Annotated in this window: 19 protein-coding genes; 8 read left to right on the top strand and 11 right to left on the bottom strand. The window is 60.5% G+C overall.

The genetic code is table 11. From position 1 onward, the window contains the following. Positions 1 to 79: 79 nt before the first annotated feature. Positions 80 to 997 carry a DUF6268 family outer membrane beta-barrel protein gene (locus tag PPRO_RS02435; protein ID WP_011734443.1) on the bottom strand — a complete coding sequence of 306 codons (918 nt, stop codon included), beginning with the start codon at positions 995 to 997 and terminating at the stop codon, positions 80 to 82. 6 nt (positions 998 to 1,003) lie between these two features. After that, positions 1,004 to 2,035: a hypothetical protein gene (locus tag PPRO_RS02430; protein ID WP_011734442.1), complete on the bottom strand. Its 1,032-nt coding sequence runs from the start codon at positions 2,033 to 2,035 to the stop codon at positions 1,004 to 1,006. A gap of 342 nt (positions 2,036 to 2,377) precedes the next feature. Here PPRO_RS02430 and dtd point away from each other — a divergent pair, with 342 nt between their 5' ends. Continuing rightward, positions 2,378 to 2,815: a D-aminoacyl-tRNA deacylase gene (gene dtd / locus PPRO_RS02425; RefSeq protein ID WP_011734441.1), complete on the top strand. Its 438-nt coding sequence runs from the start codon at positions 2,378 to 2,380 to the stop codon at positions 2,813 to 2,815. Between the two features lie 81 nt (positions 2,816 to 2,896). Here the strand turns inward: dtd and PPRO_RS02420 are convergent, their stop codons facing one another. Beyond that, positions 2,897 to 3,598 (bottom strand): HAD family hydrolase, encoded by a 702-nt coding sequence (locus PPRO_RS02420; protein ID WP_049759627.1) that lies wholly within the window; start codon positions 3,596 to 3,598, stop codon positions 2,897 to 2,899. Beyond that, positions 3,595 to 4,605, bottom strand: a complete 1,011-nt coding sequence (locus tag PPRO_RS02415; RefSeq protein ID WP_011734439.1) for a helix-turn-helix transcriptional regulator — start codon at positions 4,603 to 4,605, stop codon at positions 3,595 to 3,597. Before PPRO_RS02415 ends, PPRO_RS02420 begins: the two co-directional genes overlap by 4 nt. A 132-nt stretch (positions 4,606 to 4,737) precedes the next feature. Between PPRO_RS02415 and PPRO_RS02410 the strand changes: the two genes are divergently transcribed. The 5 genes from PPRO_RS02410 (at position 4,738) to PPRO_RS02390 (ending at position 8,334) form a co-directional block, all read left to right on the top strand. Further along, entirely contained in the window at positions 4,738 to 5,187 is a 450-nt protein-coding gene (locus PPRO_RS02410) for a YqaA family protein (protein ID WP_049759625.1), read from the top strand. A 121-nt stretch (positions 5,188 to 5,308) separates the two neighbouring features. Next, positions 5,309 to 6,364, top strand: a complete 1,056-nt coding sequence (locus PPRO_RS02405; RefSeq protein WP_011734437.1) for a GGDEF domain-containing protein — start codon at positions 5,309 to 5,311, stop codon at positions 6,362 to 6,364. 31 nt (positions 6,365 to 6,395) lie between these two features. After that, positions 6,396 to 6,896, top strand: a complete 501-nt coding sequence (locus PPRO_RS02400) for a DUF3124 domain-containing protein (RefSeq protein ID WP_011734436.1) — start codon at positions 6,396 to 6,398, stop codon at positions 6,894 to 6,896. A 22-nt stretch (positions 6,897 to 6,918) separates the two neighbouring features. Then, entirely contained in the window at positions 6,919 to 7,815 is an 897-nt protein-coding gene (locus PPRO_RS02395) for a complex I NDUFA9 subunit family protein (RefSeq protein ID WP_011734435.1), read from the top strand. Positions 7,816 to 7,899: 84 nt separating this feature from the next. Beyond that, positions 7,900 to 8,334, top strand: a complete 435-nt coding sequence (locus tag PPRO_RS02390; RefSeq protein ID WP_083761313.1) for a septal ring lytic transglycosylase RlpA family protein — start codon at positions 7,900 to 7,902, stop codon at positions 8,332 to 8,334. Between the two features lie 3 nt (positions 8,335 to 8,337). Here PPRO_RS02390 and PPRO_RS02385 read toward each other — a convergent pair whose 3' ends face one another. From PPRO_RS02385 to PPRO_RS02365, 5 genes are all read right to left on the bottom strand, one after another. Continuing rightward, entirely contained in the window at positions 8,338 to 9,090 is a 753-nt protein-coding gene (locus PPRO_RS02385; RefSeq protein WP_011734433.1) for a sensor histidine kinase, read from the bottom strand. Between the two features lie 90 nt (positions 9,091 to 9,180). Then, complete coding sequence (locus tag PPRO_RS02380; protein WP_011734432.1) at positions 9,181 to 10,704, bottom strand: ammonium transporter; 1,524 nt, start codon at positions 10,702 to 10,704, stop codon at positions 9,181 to 9,183. A gap of 94 nt (positions 10,705 to 10,798) precedes the next feature. Next, positions 10,799 to 12,250, bottom strand: a complete 1,452-nt coding sequence (locus tag PPRO_RS02375) for an ammonium transporter (protein WP_011734431.1) — start codon at positions 12,248 to 12,250, stop codon at positions 10,799 to 10,801. A gap of 45 nt (positions 12,251 to 12,295) precedes the next feature. Next, positions 12,296 to 12,634: a P-II family nitrogen regulator gene (locus PPRO_RS02370; RefSeq protein ID WP_011734430.1), complete on the bottom strand. Its 339-nt coding sequence runs from the start codon at positions 12,632 to 12,634 to the stop codon at positions 12,296 to 12,298. Between the two features lie 89 nt (positions 12,635 to 12,723). Then, on the bottom strand, positions 12,724 to 13,479 hold the full coding sequence (locus PPRO_RS02365) for a hypothetical protein (RefSeq protein ID WP_011734429.1): 756 nt from the start codon (positions 13,477 to 13,479) through the stop codon (positions 12,724 to 12,726). Positions 13,480 to 13,990: 511 nt separating this feature from the next. Here PPRO_RS02365 and PPRO_RS02360 point away from each other — a divergent pair. Further along, positions 13,991 to 14,587, top strand: a complete 597-nt coding sequence (locus tag PPRO_RS02360; protein WP_011734428.1) for a peroxiredoxin — start codon at positions 13,991 to 13,993, stop codon at positions 14,585 to 14,587. Between the two features lie 189 nt (positions 14,588 to 14,776). Continuing rightward, on the top strand, positions 14,777 to 15,208 hold the full coding sequence (locus PPRO_RS02355) for an exosortase system-associated protein, TIGR04073 family (RefSeq protein ID WP_011734427.1): 432 nt from the start codon (positions 14,777 to 14,779) through the stop codon (positions 15,206 to 15,208). 59 nt (positions 15,209 to 15,267) lie between these two features. Here PPRO_RS02355 and galU read toward each other — a convergent pair whose 3' ends face one another. Both galU and folD read right to left on the bottom strand, forming a co-directional pair. Continuing rightward, positions 15,268 to 16,131: a UTP--glucose-1-phosphate uridylyltransferase GalU gene (gene galU / locus PPRO_RS02350; RefSeq protein WP_011734426.1), complete on the bottom strand. Its 864-nt coding sequence runs from the start codon at positions 16,129 to 16,131 to the stop codon at positions 15,268 to 15,270. 81 nt (positions 16,132 to 16,212) lie between these two features. Then, on the bottom strand, positions 16,213 to 17,064 hold the full coding sequence (gene folD / locus PPRO_RS02345; RefSeq protein ID WP_011734425.1) for a bifunctional methylenetetrahydrofolate dehydrogenase/methenyltetrahydrofolate cyclohydrolase FolD: 852 nt from the start codon (positions 17,062 to 17,064) through the stop codon (positions 16,213 to 16,215). Positions 17,065 to 17,077: the final 13 nt, after the last annotated feature.

Genomic DNA, 17,077 nt, shown 5'->3' with positions numbered 1-17,077 from the left:
TGGCAGTGGCCAGCACCGGCTTCCTTGCGAACTGAATCTGATTTTGTGCCGCAGGCGGGACGCCAGGCCAAAAGACGCGTCAGAACCGGGCGCAACAGGAGAATTGCAGGTACGGCACTGGGTCATCGGTGGACTTGACATGCTCGTCAAAGAAATCCCAGCTTCGGTGGACCACATACCCCGCCTCAGCCTCCAGGGTCAGATTGGGGCGAACCTTCCACGCAAGCCCGGGGCCGACACGCAGCTCGATATAGTCGAGCGTTGCGTGGTTGAGCCGCTTGTTACCACGGCCATCGCCGAAATGGTCGCCTACCACATAGGTCCCGGCCATGATCCCCCCTCCGACGTACGCCTTGAGCCTGCTGTTCACATCGTACTCCAGGCGCGGATTGGGCAACATCAGATTCAGAGTCCAGAGATCGGCGAACTGCCAACGGACGCCCACAGCCGGAGCCACGGGGTAGTGGCTCCTCAGGTCGACACGAAGACCGAGGAACCACTGCAGATCGGTATCGACCAGCTTGACGAAACCCAAGATGAGCGGCGCGCCAAAGCGCCGTCCATCCACCTGACCCAACTCGCCGTATATGCCCGGTTGCAGTTCGGCACGCATGAGCCATTGCTCGGCAAGCTGGTAATCCAATCCGACGATTGCATTGAGCTGTTGCAGCGTGGAGGGGGCCGCGGAGGGGCGTGATTCCGCGAAGGAAAACCGCTGCCATTCGGCGCCGAACCGCAGCAGGAGGTTCCTGGTGACCTGCCGCGAGGCGACGTATTTCAGATTCGTATTCAGTTCGCTGCCGGGGGACACATCAGTTGCCCCGTGCCCCGCGTATCCCACCCCGACATCGACTTCCTGGGTAACGGCCACCGATTCGGCGGCCGAAACCCCGACAAGCAGCGCCAGCAGTGCCAGCAGCAGGGTAGCCAGGAGGAATGCCGGGGAAATCCCTCCTTGCGTATCAATCTTCCGGGTAGTGGCGCAGGCAGCGATCATGGGTTTCTAACTTTCCTGGAAGCAGCGGACACATTTTTTGAATTCCAGGGTCAAGATGATGCTGGATGCAAGACGCTCAATCCCCGATGCGAACCGGAACATGGGGGCCGAGCAGAGCACGTTGCACCAGACCAGGGAACCTCTTCTCTCGCCATCGCGGATCGGCCAGATTTCGTAGAGTGTGGCAGAGGTATAGTAGGTGCCGCTGACGTAATATTCGATGTCCAGCAGCTTGTAATGGTCGCCCGCGTCCAGCAGGTACACCGTTCCCAGGCTGAAGGTGGCGTGGTGTCCGGCTTCGAACAGCCTCCAGTAGTACGTTGGCCTGATGGACGGCATGGCGGCTGCGCCATTCACCAGGCCAGCCCTACGCAGGAGAGGAACAAATTCGCGGGCGACCAGGGGCTGTTCCTGTACCAGGGATAGTAGGTGTGCGGCCGGGTTTATGGGCGCCACGTCGAATTCATAGGAGAGCGAACTGGCAAAGCCGTTGCGCTGAAAATCCGACAGGCGTGCAAACAACACCTGCCCCCAGCAGTCACCCATGGTTTTCGTATCCGGGGATTTGCCGACACAACGGGCAAGCTCCTGCGCTTCGACCCTGGTCAGGTTAAGATCCGACCTGCGGTCAGTTGTGGCCAGGGTCTGGTCCCACAACCACCTGACGGGATGGTCTCCGGGCTCCAGGAAGAGATGGATGTTATTGAATTCCTTCAGTTCAGCCGGGTCATTCAGATCGTGGGCGGCGTACACCTTGAGAGATGAGCAGCGCGTCGGATCCCAGGTCTGGAGGCGCTTGACCGTCTCTGCCGGAGATGTGGGCACGGCAAAGCAGAGTTGGGACGAGATACCGGTCGGGAACGTCATCAACGGTCCGCGCTTGGAGAGGATTTCGCCGTCCAGCAGAAGTTTGACATCGATCTTCGGAAAAGCGCTGACCTGCTTCAGCCTCGCAAGCGGGTCGATGTCCTGGGCAAAAACCGTTACGCAGGCTGAGCAGCATATAACGAACATCAGGAAGAGTGTCCACCGTCTCATGAATTCAACCCTCCATGCATACGAGATGCGAACTGACGTCAACGGCACCAGCCCATGCTTCCGAACAGGATTTCCCTTGTGCTCCCCATGGGCGGAGAAGGTGCCCCCCATGCCCGAACCGAGCCGAGAGCATGTCGCGGGGCTCGTCAGGCCAGGCGTCTGTGCCGGTCCAACGTCGAAGCCACGCCACAATTCCCCGGCTCGCTCTTTTTGCTAGTAGTATCCCTCGAATGCCGGGAACAGGCAAGTGCTCCGTCCCGTCCAGAGACCGCTGGAGATGGCTGACCGGAGGGCACACACCCGGCCGGCAGGGGAACAACACATGAAACCAGGAGGTGTTCGATGAAAGCGGTGATCCAGCGGGTCTGTTCAGCCAGCGTGGTGGTGGAGGGAGAGGTTGTGGGGGAAATCGGCCAAGGCATCCTGGTGCTCTTGGGGGTGGAGAAGGGGGATGACGAGGCAAAGGCCTCCTGGCTGGCGGAGAAGATCATCTCCTTGCGCATCTTCGGCGACGACAGCGACAAGATGAACCTGTCGCTACGGGACGTGGGGGGAAGCCTGCTGGCCGTCTCCCAGTTCACCTTGGCGGGCAATTGCGCCAAGGGGAGGCGCCCCTCATTCGACAGTGCCGCCCCGCCGGAGGAGGGCAGGCGGCTGTACGACCATTTCGTGCAGGCGGTCAGGGCAAAGGGCGTGGCGACCGCCACAGGCATCTTCCAGGCCGACATGCGGGTCAGCCTGGTCAACGACGGGCCGGTGACCTTTATCCTGGAGAGATAGCCAAGAGATGGCACAGGGCACAGGCAGGGGAAGCGTTAGCCGTAAACGTTCACGCCCACTGCCATCCGCGAACCCGTGGAATCATCCCTGCCGGTTGACGATCAGGCGGTCCAGTTGCAGCAGCTCCTCGATGGTCCGGCAGAGAAAGACCGGACAGCCGTACCGTTTTGCCAGACGAAGATCCACATCAAAGCGGTCACCCACGAAGAGCACTCCTTCGGCAGGCTCGGCCACGATGGCCAGGATCTGCTCCAGCCCGACCTGGTCCGGCTTGGCCCTCCAAGAGTCGTCGATGGTGAACACCCCCCTGAAAAGCCCCTCCAAGCCCAGGGCAACCAGGATGCGGTTCACCAGCGGCCGGCTGTTGTTGGTGTAGATGTACAGCGCAGCCTGGCAACGGAGACGTTCCAGCAGGTCAATCACCCGCCGGTCAGGCACCAGATACGATTCAGGCCTGAGCCGCTGCTGGAAAAATTCGTGCATGCCGGGGAGCGCTCCCCCCACTGCCCGGCAGACGGCGGAGAGGGTAGGCTGCGCGCCCGACTCCGCGGTCAGGCGGTCGCGGGTTTCGGCCATCGCCGTACGGGCCTGCTCCAGATCCAGGCCCAGGAGAGCGGCCAGATAGGCCACGGCAGCATCCTTAATAACAGCGGCAAATTCGTCGGATACGTACAGGGTGCCGTCCAAGTCAAAGACGATGGCCCGGATCCGGGTAGCGGGAGGGAGGGACGTTCCTCCCTCCCGGACAACAGCTGTGCTGCCGGTCACGAGCCGGGCCATCATGGCGATACTCCATCACCACGGTAGAGACGGACCATGGCGTCGACCTGGCGTTCCACCAGGGCTCGCAGGCCGGGCGGTTCCAGAACCTCGGCCTGGTCGCCGTAGGAGAGTATCCAGGAGAGCAGCTCCTTCTCCCCGGAGGCCTCGAAGGACACGACCACCCCTCCCCCGGCATCGTTCTCCACCACCTGCCCCGGCCGCCAGATGCGGTCCCGGACGGCATGGGCAACTGCGGAGGAGAAGCGCACCCGTACCCGCAGGGGAGCGTCGTTCACCAGACCGAAGGCATCGCTGAAGTAGCCTTCCGGCTCATAGGCGTCGGGTATCTCGAAGCGTTGCCGGCTGACCTCCAGGCCGCGGATCCGCTCCAGGGCGAACAGCCGCATTCCCTTGCGGTTATGGGCATACCCCAGCAGGTAGATGCCGGCCTTGTGGAATACCAGGGTGTAGGGATCCAGTTCGTACGCCTGACTCTCGCCCGCCCCGTTTTTCGCGTAGACCAGCCGCATCCGGTACTGCTGCAGCAGGGCACGCTGCAGCCCCCCGAAGTGGGGGGCCGCGGCGGCATAGTCCCGCGGGCCGTGCAAGCGGGGCAGGGAGACCCGCGCGATGCGCTCCAGGTGCGCCGCGTAGCGGTCCGGCAGCAGCGACCTGATGGTGCGGAACAGGTCGTCGAGCTCGGCCAGCAAGGGAGTGCCGGCCAGGTGCACACCCAGGGAGCGCAGCAGATAGAGCGACATGAGCTGATTCAGGGTGAGACTGATGGGGGGGATGGCGCGGGACCTGGTCAGAAAGCTGAAAACCTTTCTTCCCTCCTGCCATTCGGTGGTGAGCGTGTAGCCGGCCTCTTCAACCGCGGCCAGGTCGCGCTGGATGGTGCGCCGGTCCACGCCGCACTCGGCGGCCAGATCATCCAGGGTCATGCCGCGCCGCGTCTCCAAGAGACGGATGATGCTGTGCAGGCGGCCTGCCTGGGAATATTTCCGCGCCGGTTTACCCTGCCCCATAATCACTCCTTGCCGAAACCGAAAATCCCGCTACAATGGGAGCCAACTTCTGCGATACAACAGAAAAAAAACCAATCCGGGCAGTGTAATCGATTGAGCCTTTTTGACAACCCATTTCTTTCCACTACCCTCATGCTCCTTGACCGGTTGCATCAGCCCGGTTACGGCTGTCTGTTCGTGCTGAGTTTTCTGGCGTCCAGCCTGCTCCCCCTTGGCTCCGAATGGCTGCTGGTGATGATGCTGGTCAAGGGGTATCCCCCCCTGGCAACGGTCATGACCGCCACGCTGGGCAATTTCCTCGGTGCGGTCACCACCTACCTGATCGGCGTTCTGGGCAGCGAATGGCTGATAACCCGCGTGCTGCGGATCTCGGAAGAACAGCTGCAGCGGGCACGCGGACGGTATCGACGCTTCGGGGTCTGCACGCTGTTCTTCTCCTGGCTGCCGCTGATCGGCGACCCGCTCTGCCTGGTGGGGGGCATGATGCGCACGGACTTCCGGCTGTTCACCCTGCTGGTGGCCTCGGGAAAGCTGATCCGCTACGCCGCTCTGGCCTGGGTCAGCCTGCGGGCGGCCACCTGATACGCAGCACCTGATCCCGCCGGCAGGGCTGCCCCGACTGCCGGACAGGGCGTTTATACAAGCTACAACTTTACATCTAGCCGGTCGGAGAGTGCATGCCCGGCCGGCCCGGAGAACCTTCATGCGCATGGATTCGGCCGAGATACAACTCAGCCTGCAGCAGCGTTTCAAGGGGTACGACCGCATCATGGGAAGCATCTCCTGGCTGCTAATCGCCCTTGTGGCGCTGGACATCAAACTCATGCCCACCGACCACTCAAGCCTGGTATTTCTGGCCTTGCTCTGTCTGCTGCTCTTCTTCTACAACATGAACGCCCGCTACGGACTGTTCTGCAACCGCCACAGCCAGTTCAAGACCTTCATCGACCTGATGGTTTTTTTGGCCTTCATCATAGCGGTCTGCTGGTACACCGGCCGCATCACCAGTCCCTTCATATCGCTGATCTACCTGGTGCTGATGGCCACGGCCCTGACCCAGGGGCGGCGGATCACCTACCTCATGGCCGGGTTGGCGATTACCTCCTACATCCTGCTGGCGTCCGATGAGCTGCGTGATTTCTACAACCTGTCCCGCATCCTGGAACTGTTCCCCTACATGCTGATCGCCCACCTGGGTGCCATGCTGGCCGGAGAGACCGAGAGCGCGCGGCGGGAGGTGGAGCACCTCTCGCTGACCGATGAAGTGACCGGCATGCACAACATGCGCAACTTCTTCCTGCTCTCCGACGTCCAGGAGAAACTGGCCAAACGCCACGACCGCGGCTTTGCCATCTGCATGCTGGACGCCGACAACCTCAAGGCGATCAACGACGAGCATGGCCATCTGGCCGGCACGGAACTGATCCGTCAGGTGGCAGCCATGATCTCTTCCACCATCCGCTGTTCCGACATCTGCGCCCGTTACGGCGGCGACGAGTTCGTGATCCTGTTCAACGAGACCAGCAAGGAAGATGTGGCCCCCACGGTGGAGCGGATCCTAAGCGGCATGGCCACCACCCCCTTCCCCTTCGGCAGCGAGTACCTGACCACCACCATTTCCGCCGGGCTGGCGGATTTTCCCGCTGACGGTTCCGATGTCAAGTCGGTCATGGCCAACGCCGACACCGCCATGTACGCCAGCAAGCGCAGCGGCAAGAACCGCCTGACCCTTTACACGAGCCCGGCTCCAGCGACATGACCGACGCCATCTGCATCCAGAGGAGGAACCCATGTGCCACTCACTTCGGCTCTCAAAACTCTGCCTGGCCGCCCTGCTCTGCCTGCTCGTCATCGCGGCGACCGGCGAAGAGTCTCCGGCAGCCCCCGACTACCGCCTCTCCCGCGGACAGACCCTGTATGTGCCGGTCTATTCCAATATTTTCAGTGCGCCGCGAAAGATACCCTTCAACCTGGCAACCATGCTGAGCATCAGAAACACCGACATGACCCACTCCATCACCGTCGCCTCGGCCGATTACTATGACACCAAGGGGAGGCTGCTGAAGCGCTTCTACCAGCGTCCCTTCACCCTGGCCCCCCTGGAATCGACGTACGTGTTTATCCCCGAGGATGACGTTTCAGGAGGAACGGGAGCTAATTTCATCGTCAGATGGTACGCTGCCAGGGAGGTGAATATTCCCCTGATCGAGAGCGTCATGACCGGCATGAAATCAGGGCAGGGCATCTCCTTCACCGGCCAGGGACGGGAGATACGAGGAAGCGGCAGATAACAGACCAACGGAGGAAGACCCCATGAAGATCTTCATCAGCGGCGGCACCGGATTCGTAGGCGGGCACCTGATCCGAGAACTCATCAGCCGGGGACACGAACCGCGCCTGCTGGTACATCGGCGCGCTCCGGCCATCGAGGGGGTGGAGCAGGTCGAGGGGGACGTGACCAGGCCGGAGAGTTTTCTGGACGCGGCCCAGGGATGTCAGGCAGTCATCAACCTGGTGGGCATCATCCGCGAATTCCCCTCCCGCGGAATCACCTTCCAGCGACTGCACGTTCAGGCCACCGCCAATATGTTGGCAGCGGCGAAGGCTGCAGGCATCGGGCGCTACCTGCAGATGTCGGCCCTGGGTACGCGCAAGGACGCCCGCGCCGAGTACCACCGCAGCAAGTTCCGGGCAGAAGAGCTGGTACGCGCCTCCGGCCTGGAGTGGACCATCCTGCGCCCCTCGCTGATCTACGGCCCCGGGGACTCGTTCATCAACATGCTGGCCGGACAGTTGCGTCACGCCCCGGTCATGCCGGTCATGGGCAACGGTCGCTACCGGCTGCAACCGATCCATGCCGATGACGTGGCCCGCTGTTTCGCCCTCTCCCTGGAGTTGGGCGAGACCATCGCTCACTGCTACGATCTCTGCGGCGCCAACCGGCTCAGCTATCTGGAACTGCTGGACGCCATAGCCGATGCCATGGGAAAACCGGCGCCGCTCAAGCCCCACGCCCCCCTGGCCCTGATGAAACTGATCATCCCGATCATGCAGCACATACCCCAGTTCCCCATCACCAGCGATCAGTTGCGCATGCTGCTGGAGGAGAGCATCTGCGACGGCGGCTGGCAAAAAACCTTCGGCTTCGAACCACGCGATTTCAAAGAGGGAATCAGGGAATACCTTAAAAAGGGGCATGCAAAGACTTGACCCAGGAGCCCGATTAATGTATAAAACCGTTCTATGTTTAGCCTACGTCATCTAAAAACCTTGGTTTTTCCACTCTGTGCGTTCATGAGCCTGGCTCCGGCAGGCACCGCACGCGCCGAACAGGGGAGCAAGGGAGTGACCGCGCCCCGTTCCAATGATTCATCGTCCCCCATAACATCACTGTTGGAAGGACTGGTTCACAAGGCCAGTCCGCTGCAACCGGTGATCGGCTTGGCCACCTATTACGCCAAACGCTTCGAGGGGCGCAGGACCTCATCAGGTCACCGCTACCACCCCGACCTGATGACCGCCGCCCACCACAGCCTGCCACTGGGTACCGTTGTGCGCGTAGTCAACCCGGCCACGAAACAGGAAGTTCACGTCACCGTCAACGACCGTTGCGCACGCAAGTCGTTCCACTTCATCGACCTCTCCCGGGCAGCCGCACAGAAGATCGGTCTCTGGCGCAGGGGAAGCATGAAAGTAGTCATCATCCCCCTGCTGGAAGAGCCGGTCTGACAATCAATCCTCGCTCCGCTCCCCCGTTGACAGTGTCACCCTGAATGTGGTCCCTTCGCTAATGCGGCTGTCCACCTCAATGCGCCCCCCCAATTGTTCCACCAACATCCTGGTAACGAACAGCCCCAGGCCGGTCCCCTCTCCTTCCTTCTTGGTGGTGAAACCGGGCTGGAATATCTTTTCCAGGGACTCGGCGGGAATCCCCGGACCATTGTCATTGATGACGATGTCGACCTCGCCCGGCAACGGAGAGCCGGTCTCCACGCGCAACACCCCCCCTTGATCTTCCATGGCCTGCAACGCATTCATGACGAGATTGAGCAGGATCTGCTTGAGCTTGTTGCCGTCCAACAGGATCACCGGCAGACGAAAATCCAGTTTCGGCACGACCAGGACTGCGCGCCGGGCCGCCTCGTAGGAGATGAAATCAAGGACAAAGCGGATGGTGAGATTGATGTCCACCTCCTGGAGGGTCGAGTCTCGACAGCTCAGACTGAGCATTCCCCTGGCCAGATGGGAGAGACGCTGAGCCTCGACGCCGATGCGTCCGACCATCTCGCGCACGAACTCCGGCACATCCGTCTCGCGCAGGATCATCTGAGCCGCCGAGGCGATGACCGAGAGCGGCGCATTCAGTTCGTGCACGATCCCCGCGGACATCCTGCCCAGTTCGGCCATCTTTTCATTATGGACCAGCTGCTTCAGGAGCTCTTCGTCGAGTCTCCCCTGGCCATACGTATCGGCCGGATTCTTCATATCCACTCCGGTGTGTGTTTATATGCAAAGGGCAGAAGCCTCCCGAATGGGCGGCTTCTGCCGGTTATGCTGAATACCAGGAGGATGGCACTACATGTTGTAGCCCGACTCGGAATGCTGTGTCTGGTCCAGACCCATGATCTCGTCTTCCTTCTCCACCCGCAGACCAATGGTCTTGTCGAGAACAAAGGATATGATCAGGGTTACGATGACGGCATAGGCGCCTGCCGCCAGGATGGCGATCAGCTGGGTCATCAGCTGCTGGGCGTTGCCGGCCAGGAGGCCGGTGGCGCCCACCGTGGCGAACACGCCGGTCAGGATGGCGCCGAAGGTACCGCCCACGCCGTGAACACCGAAGGCGTCCAGGGAGTCGTCGTACTTCAGCTTGGCCTTCATCAGCACGCCGCCGTAGCAGACCACACCGGCCATAAGCCCCATCAGCAGGGCGGCTCCCGGCTGCACGAACCCGGCTGCCGGCGTGATGACCACCAGGCCGGCCACGACACCGGAGCCGAAGCCGAGGGCGCTGGGGCGCCCTGAGTGGATCCACTCGGCGATCATCCAGGAGAGACCGGCTGCTGCCGGCGCTATGGTGGTGGTGGCGAAGGCCAGACCTGCCAGGCCACCGGCCGCGTCGGAGTTGTTGACGCCCACGATGGCCGAACCGGCGTTGAATCCGAACCAGCCGAACCAGAGCAGACCCACGCCCAAGAGTGTCAGGGGCAGGTTGTGGGGCGCCATGCGCTCATGGGGAAATCCGTGGCGTTTGCCCAGGAACTTCAGAAACACCAAGGCCGAAATACCGGAGGAGAGGTGAACAACCGTGCCACCGGCGAAATCAAGCGCCCCCTTCTTGAACAGCCAGCCTTCGGTCATCCAGACCCAGTGTGCCAGCGGATCGTACACCAGGGTGGTCCAGAGCAGCACGAACAGGCAGTAGGCCGAAAACTTGACCCGCTCCGCCATGGCGCCGGAAATCAGCGCCACGGTGATCATGGCGAACATGCACTGGTACATGGCAAACACCAGCTCGGGAATCGCGCCCGGCTCCTTGGTGTAATTCTGGAACAGGGCCCAGTCAACCGTGCCGCTGGCAGCGTCCTTGACGATAACCAGGCCGTCCAGCATGGCCTTGCTGAAGTCTCCGACCAGCCCCATGCCCCCCATGTCGGGAGCAAAGGCAAGGGAATAGCCGATCACCGCCCACTGCACGCCGACAATGCCCATGGCCACCAGGGAATGCATCATGGTGGAGAGCACGTTCTTCTGGCGGACCATGCCGCCGTAGAAGAGCGCCAAGCCGGGGATCATCAGCAGCACCAGGGCAGAGGAGACAAGCATCCAGGCGGTGTCGCCGGTGTCGAGCACCGGAGCGACATCGGGGGGCTCGGCAGGAGCGACGACCGACACGGCTTCGGCGGACGGAGAGTTCGCGGCTGCCGCGCCTTGAGCGGCAGAGGAGGTTGCCGCGGGAGCAGTGGCCGACGTCTCTTCAGCCGGGGCCGATGCGACAAAGGGAGACAGAAACAGCGTAATGCCGAGGATCAGTACGACGGCAAGCTGCTCCATCCGGGGAATGAAACAGTAGTGTGAAAGCCATCCTTGAGCTTTCATGCAGTATCTCCTTCGATAAGTGGTGTGTGGGTGCGGAAAACGAGAGTCCGGCCACCATCATGGCGATGGGGCCGGCCCCTCGTGCAGGAACAGATTATTTCTTTCCTTCGTCCGGGTTGAACATTGCGCCGAAGTGAACCGTCTGGAAGTCGGGGTAAGCCGATGCGCCGTGTTCGCACAGATCCAGTCCGGCCATTTCCTCTTCCCTGGAGACCCGCATGCCGATGACCATGTCGATCAGCTTGAAGAGGATCAGGCCGCATCCAAAAGCCCAGACGAAGCAGGCGCCCATTCCGACCAGCTGGACACCGACCTGTTTCAGGCTGAAACCGGCGCTGTTGAAGAGTCCGGCCGCCAAGGTCCCCCAGGCGCCACAAACGCCATGCACCGACACCGCGCCGACCGGGTCATCGATCTTGATTCTGTCGAAGAACATGACCGACAGAACCACCAGCACGCCAGCCACCATTCCGATGATCACTGCGGAGAGGGGAGAGACGTTGGCGCAGCCGGCGGTGACACCCACCAAGCCAGCCAGGGCCCCGTTCAGGGTCATGCCCACATCCGGTTTACCGAACTTGAGCCAGGTAAAGAACATGGCCGAGTTGGCGCCAGCTGCAGCAGCCAGGGTCGTCGTCACCGCGATGATGGCGATGCCGGTAGTGCCGGTGGTAGTGGAACCGGGGTTGAAGCCGTACCAGCCGAACCAGAGCAGGAAGACACCCAGGCCAGCCAAGGGTATATTGTGTCCGGGAATCGGCTTCAGGTTGCCATTTTTGTCGTACTTGCCGATGCGCGGACCGACGATGATGGCACCGGCAAGGGAGAGCCAGCCCCCCATGGAGTGAACGACCGTCGAACCGGCGAAATCGATGAAGCCCATGCTTGCCAGCCAGCCGGTCCCCTTGTAGAGATTGCCCCAGGCCCAGGAGCCGAAGATGGGGTAGATCACGGCCGATACGACGAAGGAGTAGACGATGTAGGCGCTGAACTTGGTGCGTTCAGCCACAGCTCCGGAGATAATCGTGGCGGTGGTGGCGGCAAAGACAACCTGGAACATCCAGAAGGCGAAGTTCCACGGCTGATCAGCCTCGGCAACGCCGTTGAAGAAGAAGTGCGTGGTTCCGAAGAAGCCGTTGCTGACACCGAACATGAGCCCGAATCCTACCGCCCAGTAGGCGATCGCTCCGGCGGAGAAGTCCATCATGTTCTTCATCAGGATGTTGCAGGCGTTCTTGGCCCGGGTAAAGCCGATTTCCACCAGCGCGAAACCGGCCTGCATGATAAAGACCAGAAAGGCCGCAATCAGTGTCCAGACAAAGTTCAGATTGGTCTGGACATCTTCGGCGGTCACCGGCTTCGGGGCAGGCGCGGCTTCAGTGGCAGCAGCCGGAGCGGTCTCGGCGACGGCCACGCTTGCCGCTGCCGGGGCAGTCACGGCGAAAGCAGTATCCTTGTTTTCTTCGGCGTGTGCGACAACCGGCATCCTGCCGGCAACCAGTATAAGCATGAGCATGCTTATACTTAGGAATAATTTGAGTTTCATAGCGAAGCCTCCCTCGGGTTTTCCAGTGCACCCGTGTGTGCAGCGTTAAATGGCGTCTCCACCACTCTCGCCGGTTCTGATTCTGACCGCATCCTCCAGCGGCAGAACGAATATCTTGCCATCACCGATCCTGCCGGTTCGGGCCGTAGTCTGGATGGTCTCAATCACCTTGCCGAGCAGGTCATCGCTCACCGCGATTTCCAGCTTGATCTTGGGAATGAAGTCCACCACGTACTCTGCGCCACGGTACAGCTCGGTATGTCCCTTCTGCCGCCCGAAGCCCTTGACCTCGCTTACGGTGATTCCTTCGATGCCTATTTCGTTCAGGGCATCCTTGACCTCATCAAGCTTGAAGGGTTTGATGATTGCCTCGATTAGTTTCATTTTGCGTGCCTCCTTTGGCCGTTATGTGGTTAAAACTCCTCAACAGATGGTGGTGGAAACATCCCGCCCCCGATTGAAGGAGGGACTACCTAGAACGAAAGATCCAACTGGGTGGTGAACGCAGGCTTCCCGCCAGGCTTCTCTTCCTGGAAGGGGTTGAAGAACACGGCGCCCACCAATACGGAAACGTTCTTGGAAAATGCCCAGGCCGCGCCGATGCTTGCCGCGCCATTGGCGTTGTTGCCGCTCATGTAATCAGCTGCCAGCCAGAGCTTGTCGGAGATTTCGCCCATGGTACGATCCCAGGAAACCAGTGCGCCGCTGTTGGCCCCCTTGCCCAGTGCGCTCTCCGAGCCGTAGTAGCCACCGGCGGATATACGGCCGATGACCGGCAGAGTCTTGCCGGCCAGGCCATAGGCTATGTTCTGACGGGTGTAGACCCCCTTCGAGGTATCGTTGTAGGTGCCCATGTTGTAGATGCCGACAGCAAATGACGGCAACCCCTTAATACCGAAGGCATCTTCGGGCGTACCCAGCTTGGCGTTGAAATAGAAGGGGTGGCTGTCATAGTCGTGGATGCTCTGCTTGAGAAAATCTGCGCCGATCTCCAGTTTCAGGTTCTCGAAGGGGGAGATACCCACGCCCACGCCGATGTCGTACATGTTGGCGCCCGCATTGTTCTTGTTGGAAAAGCGGCCGTAATAGTCAACATCGATGTGAACGTCGCCAAACCCCTTCACGTCAGGCGACGGTATCCAGACCTGCGTCGCAGGTGTCGCCATTGCCACGCCACTCGCCAGTGCCACTGTCGCGCATGCCGTTGCCACAACTCTTCCCAATTTCATCTTTCCTCTCCTTTTCATCGTTGATTTTGAACGGTGATGGGATGAAAGCTTCGTTGGTCTCATCGCTGCACGTTCTGTAGAGTAGAATGTGGAGACATCAGGGGCCGTACAACCTGTGTCTGTGACTACCTGTCAGCATGGAGCGTGCCATAATCGTCAGTATCCGATTTTTCCTTTAAAATCAGCTTCTCCCTTGTTTCCGCAGCCCGAGACCAAAGCGCCTCTGCATATTTTTTATACAGCTCTGCCGGCGCACTGCCTCGCATAGAGCGTCCCGACGGCAATCCCCGCCATCACGCCCTCCGGACGGAGTGCTGCGCAAAAAACAGGCACAAACCGCGCGCCATTCGGCGTTTGCCTTCCCCCTTCTTAAAAATCTCCTCCCCAAGCCATCTTTCTCCAGCAAATCACAAAAAAACAAAGAAGATTGTTTTTATCCTATTGACAAGAGCGCGCGGGACTGATATGTATCGCTCATTCAGCGCAACTATTCGAAAAAGGAGGATATACCATGAGTTTGACAACCCTGGTCACCCAGCAGGCTCCCGACTTCACCGCCGAGGCGGTCATGGCCGACAATAGCTTCGCCTCCATCACGCTCTCCAGCCTGAAGGGAAAATTTGTCCTGCTGCTCTTCTATCCCCTGGATTTCACCTTCGTCTGCCCGTCCGAGATACTGGCCTTCAACCGACAGATTGCAGCCTTCAAGGCAAAGAACTGCGAGGTGATCGGCATCTCCGTTGACTCCAAGTTCACCCATCTGGCATGGAAGAACACTCCCATCGAAAACGGCGGCATCGGCAACATCCAGTTCCCGCTGGTCCAGGATCTGGACAGGGAGATCGCCAAATCATACGGTATCCTGCTGAACAATTCCGTGGCCCTGCGCGGCCTGTTCCTGATCGACCCGACGGGGACGGTCAGGCACTGCATCATCAACGACCTGCCCTTGGGGCGGAGCGTCACGGAGGCCATCAGGATGCTCGATGCGATCCAGTTTTCCGACACCCACGGCGAGGTCTGCCCCGCCAACTGGCAGGAGGGCGAGGAGGCGATGAAACCTACCACCGAGGGGGTTGCCGACTACCTGACCAGATTCGCCCGCTGACTCGTGGGGCGCGGTCAAGGGACTGCACCCTGTGCGCCATTGCACGCCAAACCTGCGCAGCCACCGTGCCCGGAGCTCCCGAACATCCCAAACTTACTGCACATTCCCCGGCTTGCATGTGCGGATTCTTTGTGGTATGACACAGCAGATCTATCAGACATCCCTGTGTCGGCTCACAAAGGAGATTTTATGAAGAGACGCCAGCTGTACTGTACACTCGTGGTTGCTTTCCTGCTCGCCCTGCCCCTTTCAGCCCTTGCCGAGCAAGAGATCGAACAGAGGGACGAACTGATTGCCGAGAAGATGGCGGTCAAGCTTACCCGCGGCCTGACCAATGCCGTTACGTGCATCGTGGAGATTCCCAAGCAGACGATCCTGAGCGTGCGCGACATGGGAGCGGCTGGCTATGTCGTCGGACCGCTCAAGGGAATCGGCATGACCGTCTTCCGTGCCACCATGGGCGCCGCCGAGGCAGCCTTCTTCCTGATACCGCAACCGGGATACTACGATTCCATGATCGATCCTGCCTATGTGTGGGAGGGATGGGAACCAAGGGGGGATACCTCTCCCATGCTGGAGGGAGAAAACCCACAGCCACAGCCGGAAGCGGCACAGCAATAACAAAAAGGCGAGCCCCGCAGGGCTCGCCTTTCTTTATTCACGCAATCCAGGTCGGAGCATCACCCCAGCCGCTCACGAAGATACGCCGAAAGCTCCTCGCGAAACTCGTCCCGCTTCAGGGCCATATCAACCGTTGCCTTCAGAAATCCCAGCTTGTCGCCGCAATCGTGGCGCAACCCCTCAAACAGACAACCATAGACCTTTTCTTCCTTGGACAGGGTCAGAACCGCGTCGGTGAGCTGTATCTCGCCCCCCTTGCCCGGCTGCTGTTGCATGAGGATGTCGAATATGGCCGGGGTCAGCACGTAGCGACCGATGATGGCCATATCCGAGGGGGCTTCCGCCCGACTCGGCTTCTCCACCATATCCAGCACGTCGAAGACCCGATCGGACAGGGCGGTGGCACGCACGCAACCATAGGATGAGATATTCTCCATCGGCACCTTTTCCAGGGCAAGCACCGAGCCGTTGTGCTCTTCGAACACATCCAGCAACTGGCGCAGACAGGGGCGTTGGCTGTCGATGATGTCATCACCCAGCAGCACGGCAAAGGGTTCGTTGCCGATGAAATCCCTGGCGCAGAGGATGGCGTGGCCAAGACCCAGCGCCTGGCGCTGGCGCACGTAGAAGATCTCCGCCATCTCGGCGATCCTGCGGACACTGGACAGTTCCCGCGCCTTGCCCTGGCCGTTGAGATGCGCCTCCAACTCCACGGAGATGTCGAAGTGGTCCTCGATGGAGCGCTTGCCGCGGCCGGTGACGAACAGGACCTGCTCGATGCCCGAGGCAACCGCCTCCTCCACCACATACTGTACCAGCGGTTTGTCGATCAGCGGCAGCATCTCCTTTGGCGACGACTTTGTGGCGGGAAGAAATCGGGTGCCCAGTCCGGCAACGGGGAAAACGGCTTTTCTGACCTTCATGGATGCAGACCTCCAGATGAAATATTCGGCAATTGCACGACACACAAACGACAGGCAGCTACTGTTTCCCTGCTTCGCGCCCTATTCCGCCATGCCCCTCTTGGCCGACTCCAGGGTATTCTGGAGCAGCATGGTGATAGTCATGGGCCCGACTCCTCCCGGAACCGGCGTAATGGCGCTGGCTCTCTGGCTGGCGCCGGCAAATTCCACATCGCCCACCAGCTTCTTCTCTCCCACGCGGTTGATGCCCACATCGATCACCACCGCCCCTTCCTTGATCCAGTCCCCCTTGATCATCTCCGGCCGACCGACCGCCGCGATAACCACGTCGGCCCGACGCACCACATCGGGAAGGTCGCGGGTGCGGGAATGACAGAGGGTCACCGTGGCGTGCTCGGCCAGGCACATCATGGCCACCGGTTTGCCAACGATATTGGAACGCCCCACCACGACCACCTCCTTGCCCTTCAGCTCCACCCCGGCTTCGCGAAGCATGACCATGACGCCGTAGGGTGTGCAGGGCTGGAAGACCGGCTTGCCGACGGACAGGCGTCCCACGTTGTAGGGGTGGAAGCCGTCAACATCCTTGAAAGGAGATATGGCCTCCAGAACCTTGTCCGTATCGATCTGGGAAGGCAGCGGCAACTGTACCAGTATTCCATGTATTTTCGGATCGTTGTTGAGCAGTTCCACCAAAGCCAGCAGTTCCGCTTCGCTGGTTTCTGCCGCCAGCTTGTGCTCGACGGAAAAAATACCGGCATCGTTGCAGGCCTTCTCCTTCATGCTGACATACACGCGACTGGCCTGGTCATCTCCCACCAGCACCACCGCCAGTCCCGGCGTAACCCCCTTACCCTGCAGTTCGCGGACACCGGACGCAATTTCCGATCTGATTTTGGCGGCAATCGCTTTGCCGTCGATTATGTGGGCCATACTATCTCCTTGG

Origin of the sequence: Pelobacter propionicus DSM 2379 (assembly GCF_000015045.1) — a bacterium.
GTDB classification, from domain to species: Bacteria; Desulfobacterota; Desulfuromonadia; order Geobacterales; family Pseudopelobacteraceae; genus Pseudopelobacter; species Pseudopelobacter propionicus.
The sequence above is the reverse complement of the archived record's forward strand: the minus strand, read 5'-3'. Positions and strand labels throughout refer to the sequence as shown.

What these genes read in the sequence shown, in the direction of transcription:
- PPRO_RS02420 (WP_049759627.1), bottom strand. Translation starts at nt 3,598, where the DNA reads ATGATGGCCCGGCTCGTGACCGGCAGCACAGCTGTTGTCCGGGAGGGA.
- PPRO_RS02430 (WP_011734442.1), bottom strand. Translation starts at nt 2,035, where the DNA reads ATGAGACGGTGGACACTCTTCCTGATGTTCGTTATATGCTGCTCAGCC.
- galU (WP_011734426.1), bottom strand. Translation starts at nt 16,131, where the DNA reads ATGAAGGTCAGAAAAGCCGTTTTCCCCGTTGCCGGACTGGGCACCCGA.
- PPRO_RS02385 (WP_011734433.1), bottom strand. Translation starts at nt 9,090, where the DNA reads ATGAAGAATCCGGCCGATACGTATGGCCAGGGGAGACTCGACGAAGAG.
- PPRO_RS02395 (WP_011734435.1), top strand. Translation starts at nt 6,919, where the DNA reads ATGAAGATCTTCATCAGCGGCGGCACCGGATTCGTAGGCGGGCACCTG.
- PPRO_RS02400 (WP_011734436.1), top strand. Translation starts at nt 6,396, where the DNA reads ATGTGCCACTCACTTCGGCTCTCAAAACTCTGCCTGGCCGCCCTGCTC.
- PPRO_RS02355 (WP_011734427.1), top strand. Translation starts at nt 14,777, where the DNA reads ATGAAGAGACGCCAGCTGTACTGTACACTCGTGGTTGCTTTCCTGCTC.
- dtd (WP_011734441.1), top strand. Translation starts at nt 2,378, where the DNA reads ATGAAAGCGGTGATCCAGCGGGTCTGTTCAGCCAGCGTGGTGGTGGAG.
- PPRO_RS02375 (WP_011734431.1), bottom strand. Translation starts at nt 12,250, where the DNA reads ATGAAACTCAAATTATTCCTAAGTATAAGCATGCTCATGCTTATACTG.
- PPRO_RS02370 (WP_011734430.1), bottom strand. Translation starts at nt 12,634, where the DNA reads ATGAAACTAATCGAGGCAATCATCAAACCCTTCAAGCTTGATGAGGTC.
- PPRO_RS02405 (WP_011734437.1), top strand. Translation starts at nt 5,309, where the DNA reads ATGCGCATGGATTCGGCCGAGATACAACTCAGCCTGCAGCAGCGTTTC.
- PPRO_RS02435 (WP_011734443.1), bottom strand. Translation starts at nt 997, where the DNA reads ATGATCGCTGCCTGCGCCACTACCCGGAAGATTGATACGCAAGGAGGG.
- PPRO_RS02360 (WP_011734428.1), top strand. Translation starts at nt 13,991, where the DNA reads ATGAGTTTGACAACCCTGGTCACCCAGCAGGCTCCCGACTTCACCGCC.
- folD (WP_011734425.1), bottom strand. Translation starts at nt 17,064, where the DNA reads ATGGCCCACATAATCGACGGCAAAGCGATTGCCGCCAAAATCAGATCG.
- PPRO_RS02390 (WP_083761313.1), top strand. Translation starts at nt 7,900, where the DNA reads ATGAGCCTGGCTCCGGCAGGCACCGCACGCGCCGAACAGGGGAGCAAG.
- PPRO_RS02410 (WP_049759625.1), top strand. Translation starts at nt 4,738, where the DNA reads ATGCTCCTTGACCGGTTGCATCAGCCCGGTTACGGCTGTCTGTTCGTG.
- PPRO_RS02380 (WP_011734432.1), bottom strand. Translation starts at nt 10,704, where the DNA reads ATGAAAGCTCAAGGATGGCTTTCACACTACTGTTTCATTCCCCGGATG.
- PPRO_RS02365 (WP_011734429.1), bottom strand. Translation starts at nt 13,479, where the DNA reads ATGAAATTGGGAAGAGTTGTGGCAACGGCATGCGCGACAGTGGCACTG.
- PPRO_RS02415 (WP_011734439.1), bottom strand. Translation starts at nt 4,605, where the DNA reads ATGGGGCAGGGTAAACCGGCGCGGAAATATTCCCAGGCAGGCCGCCTG.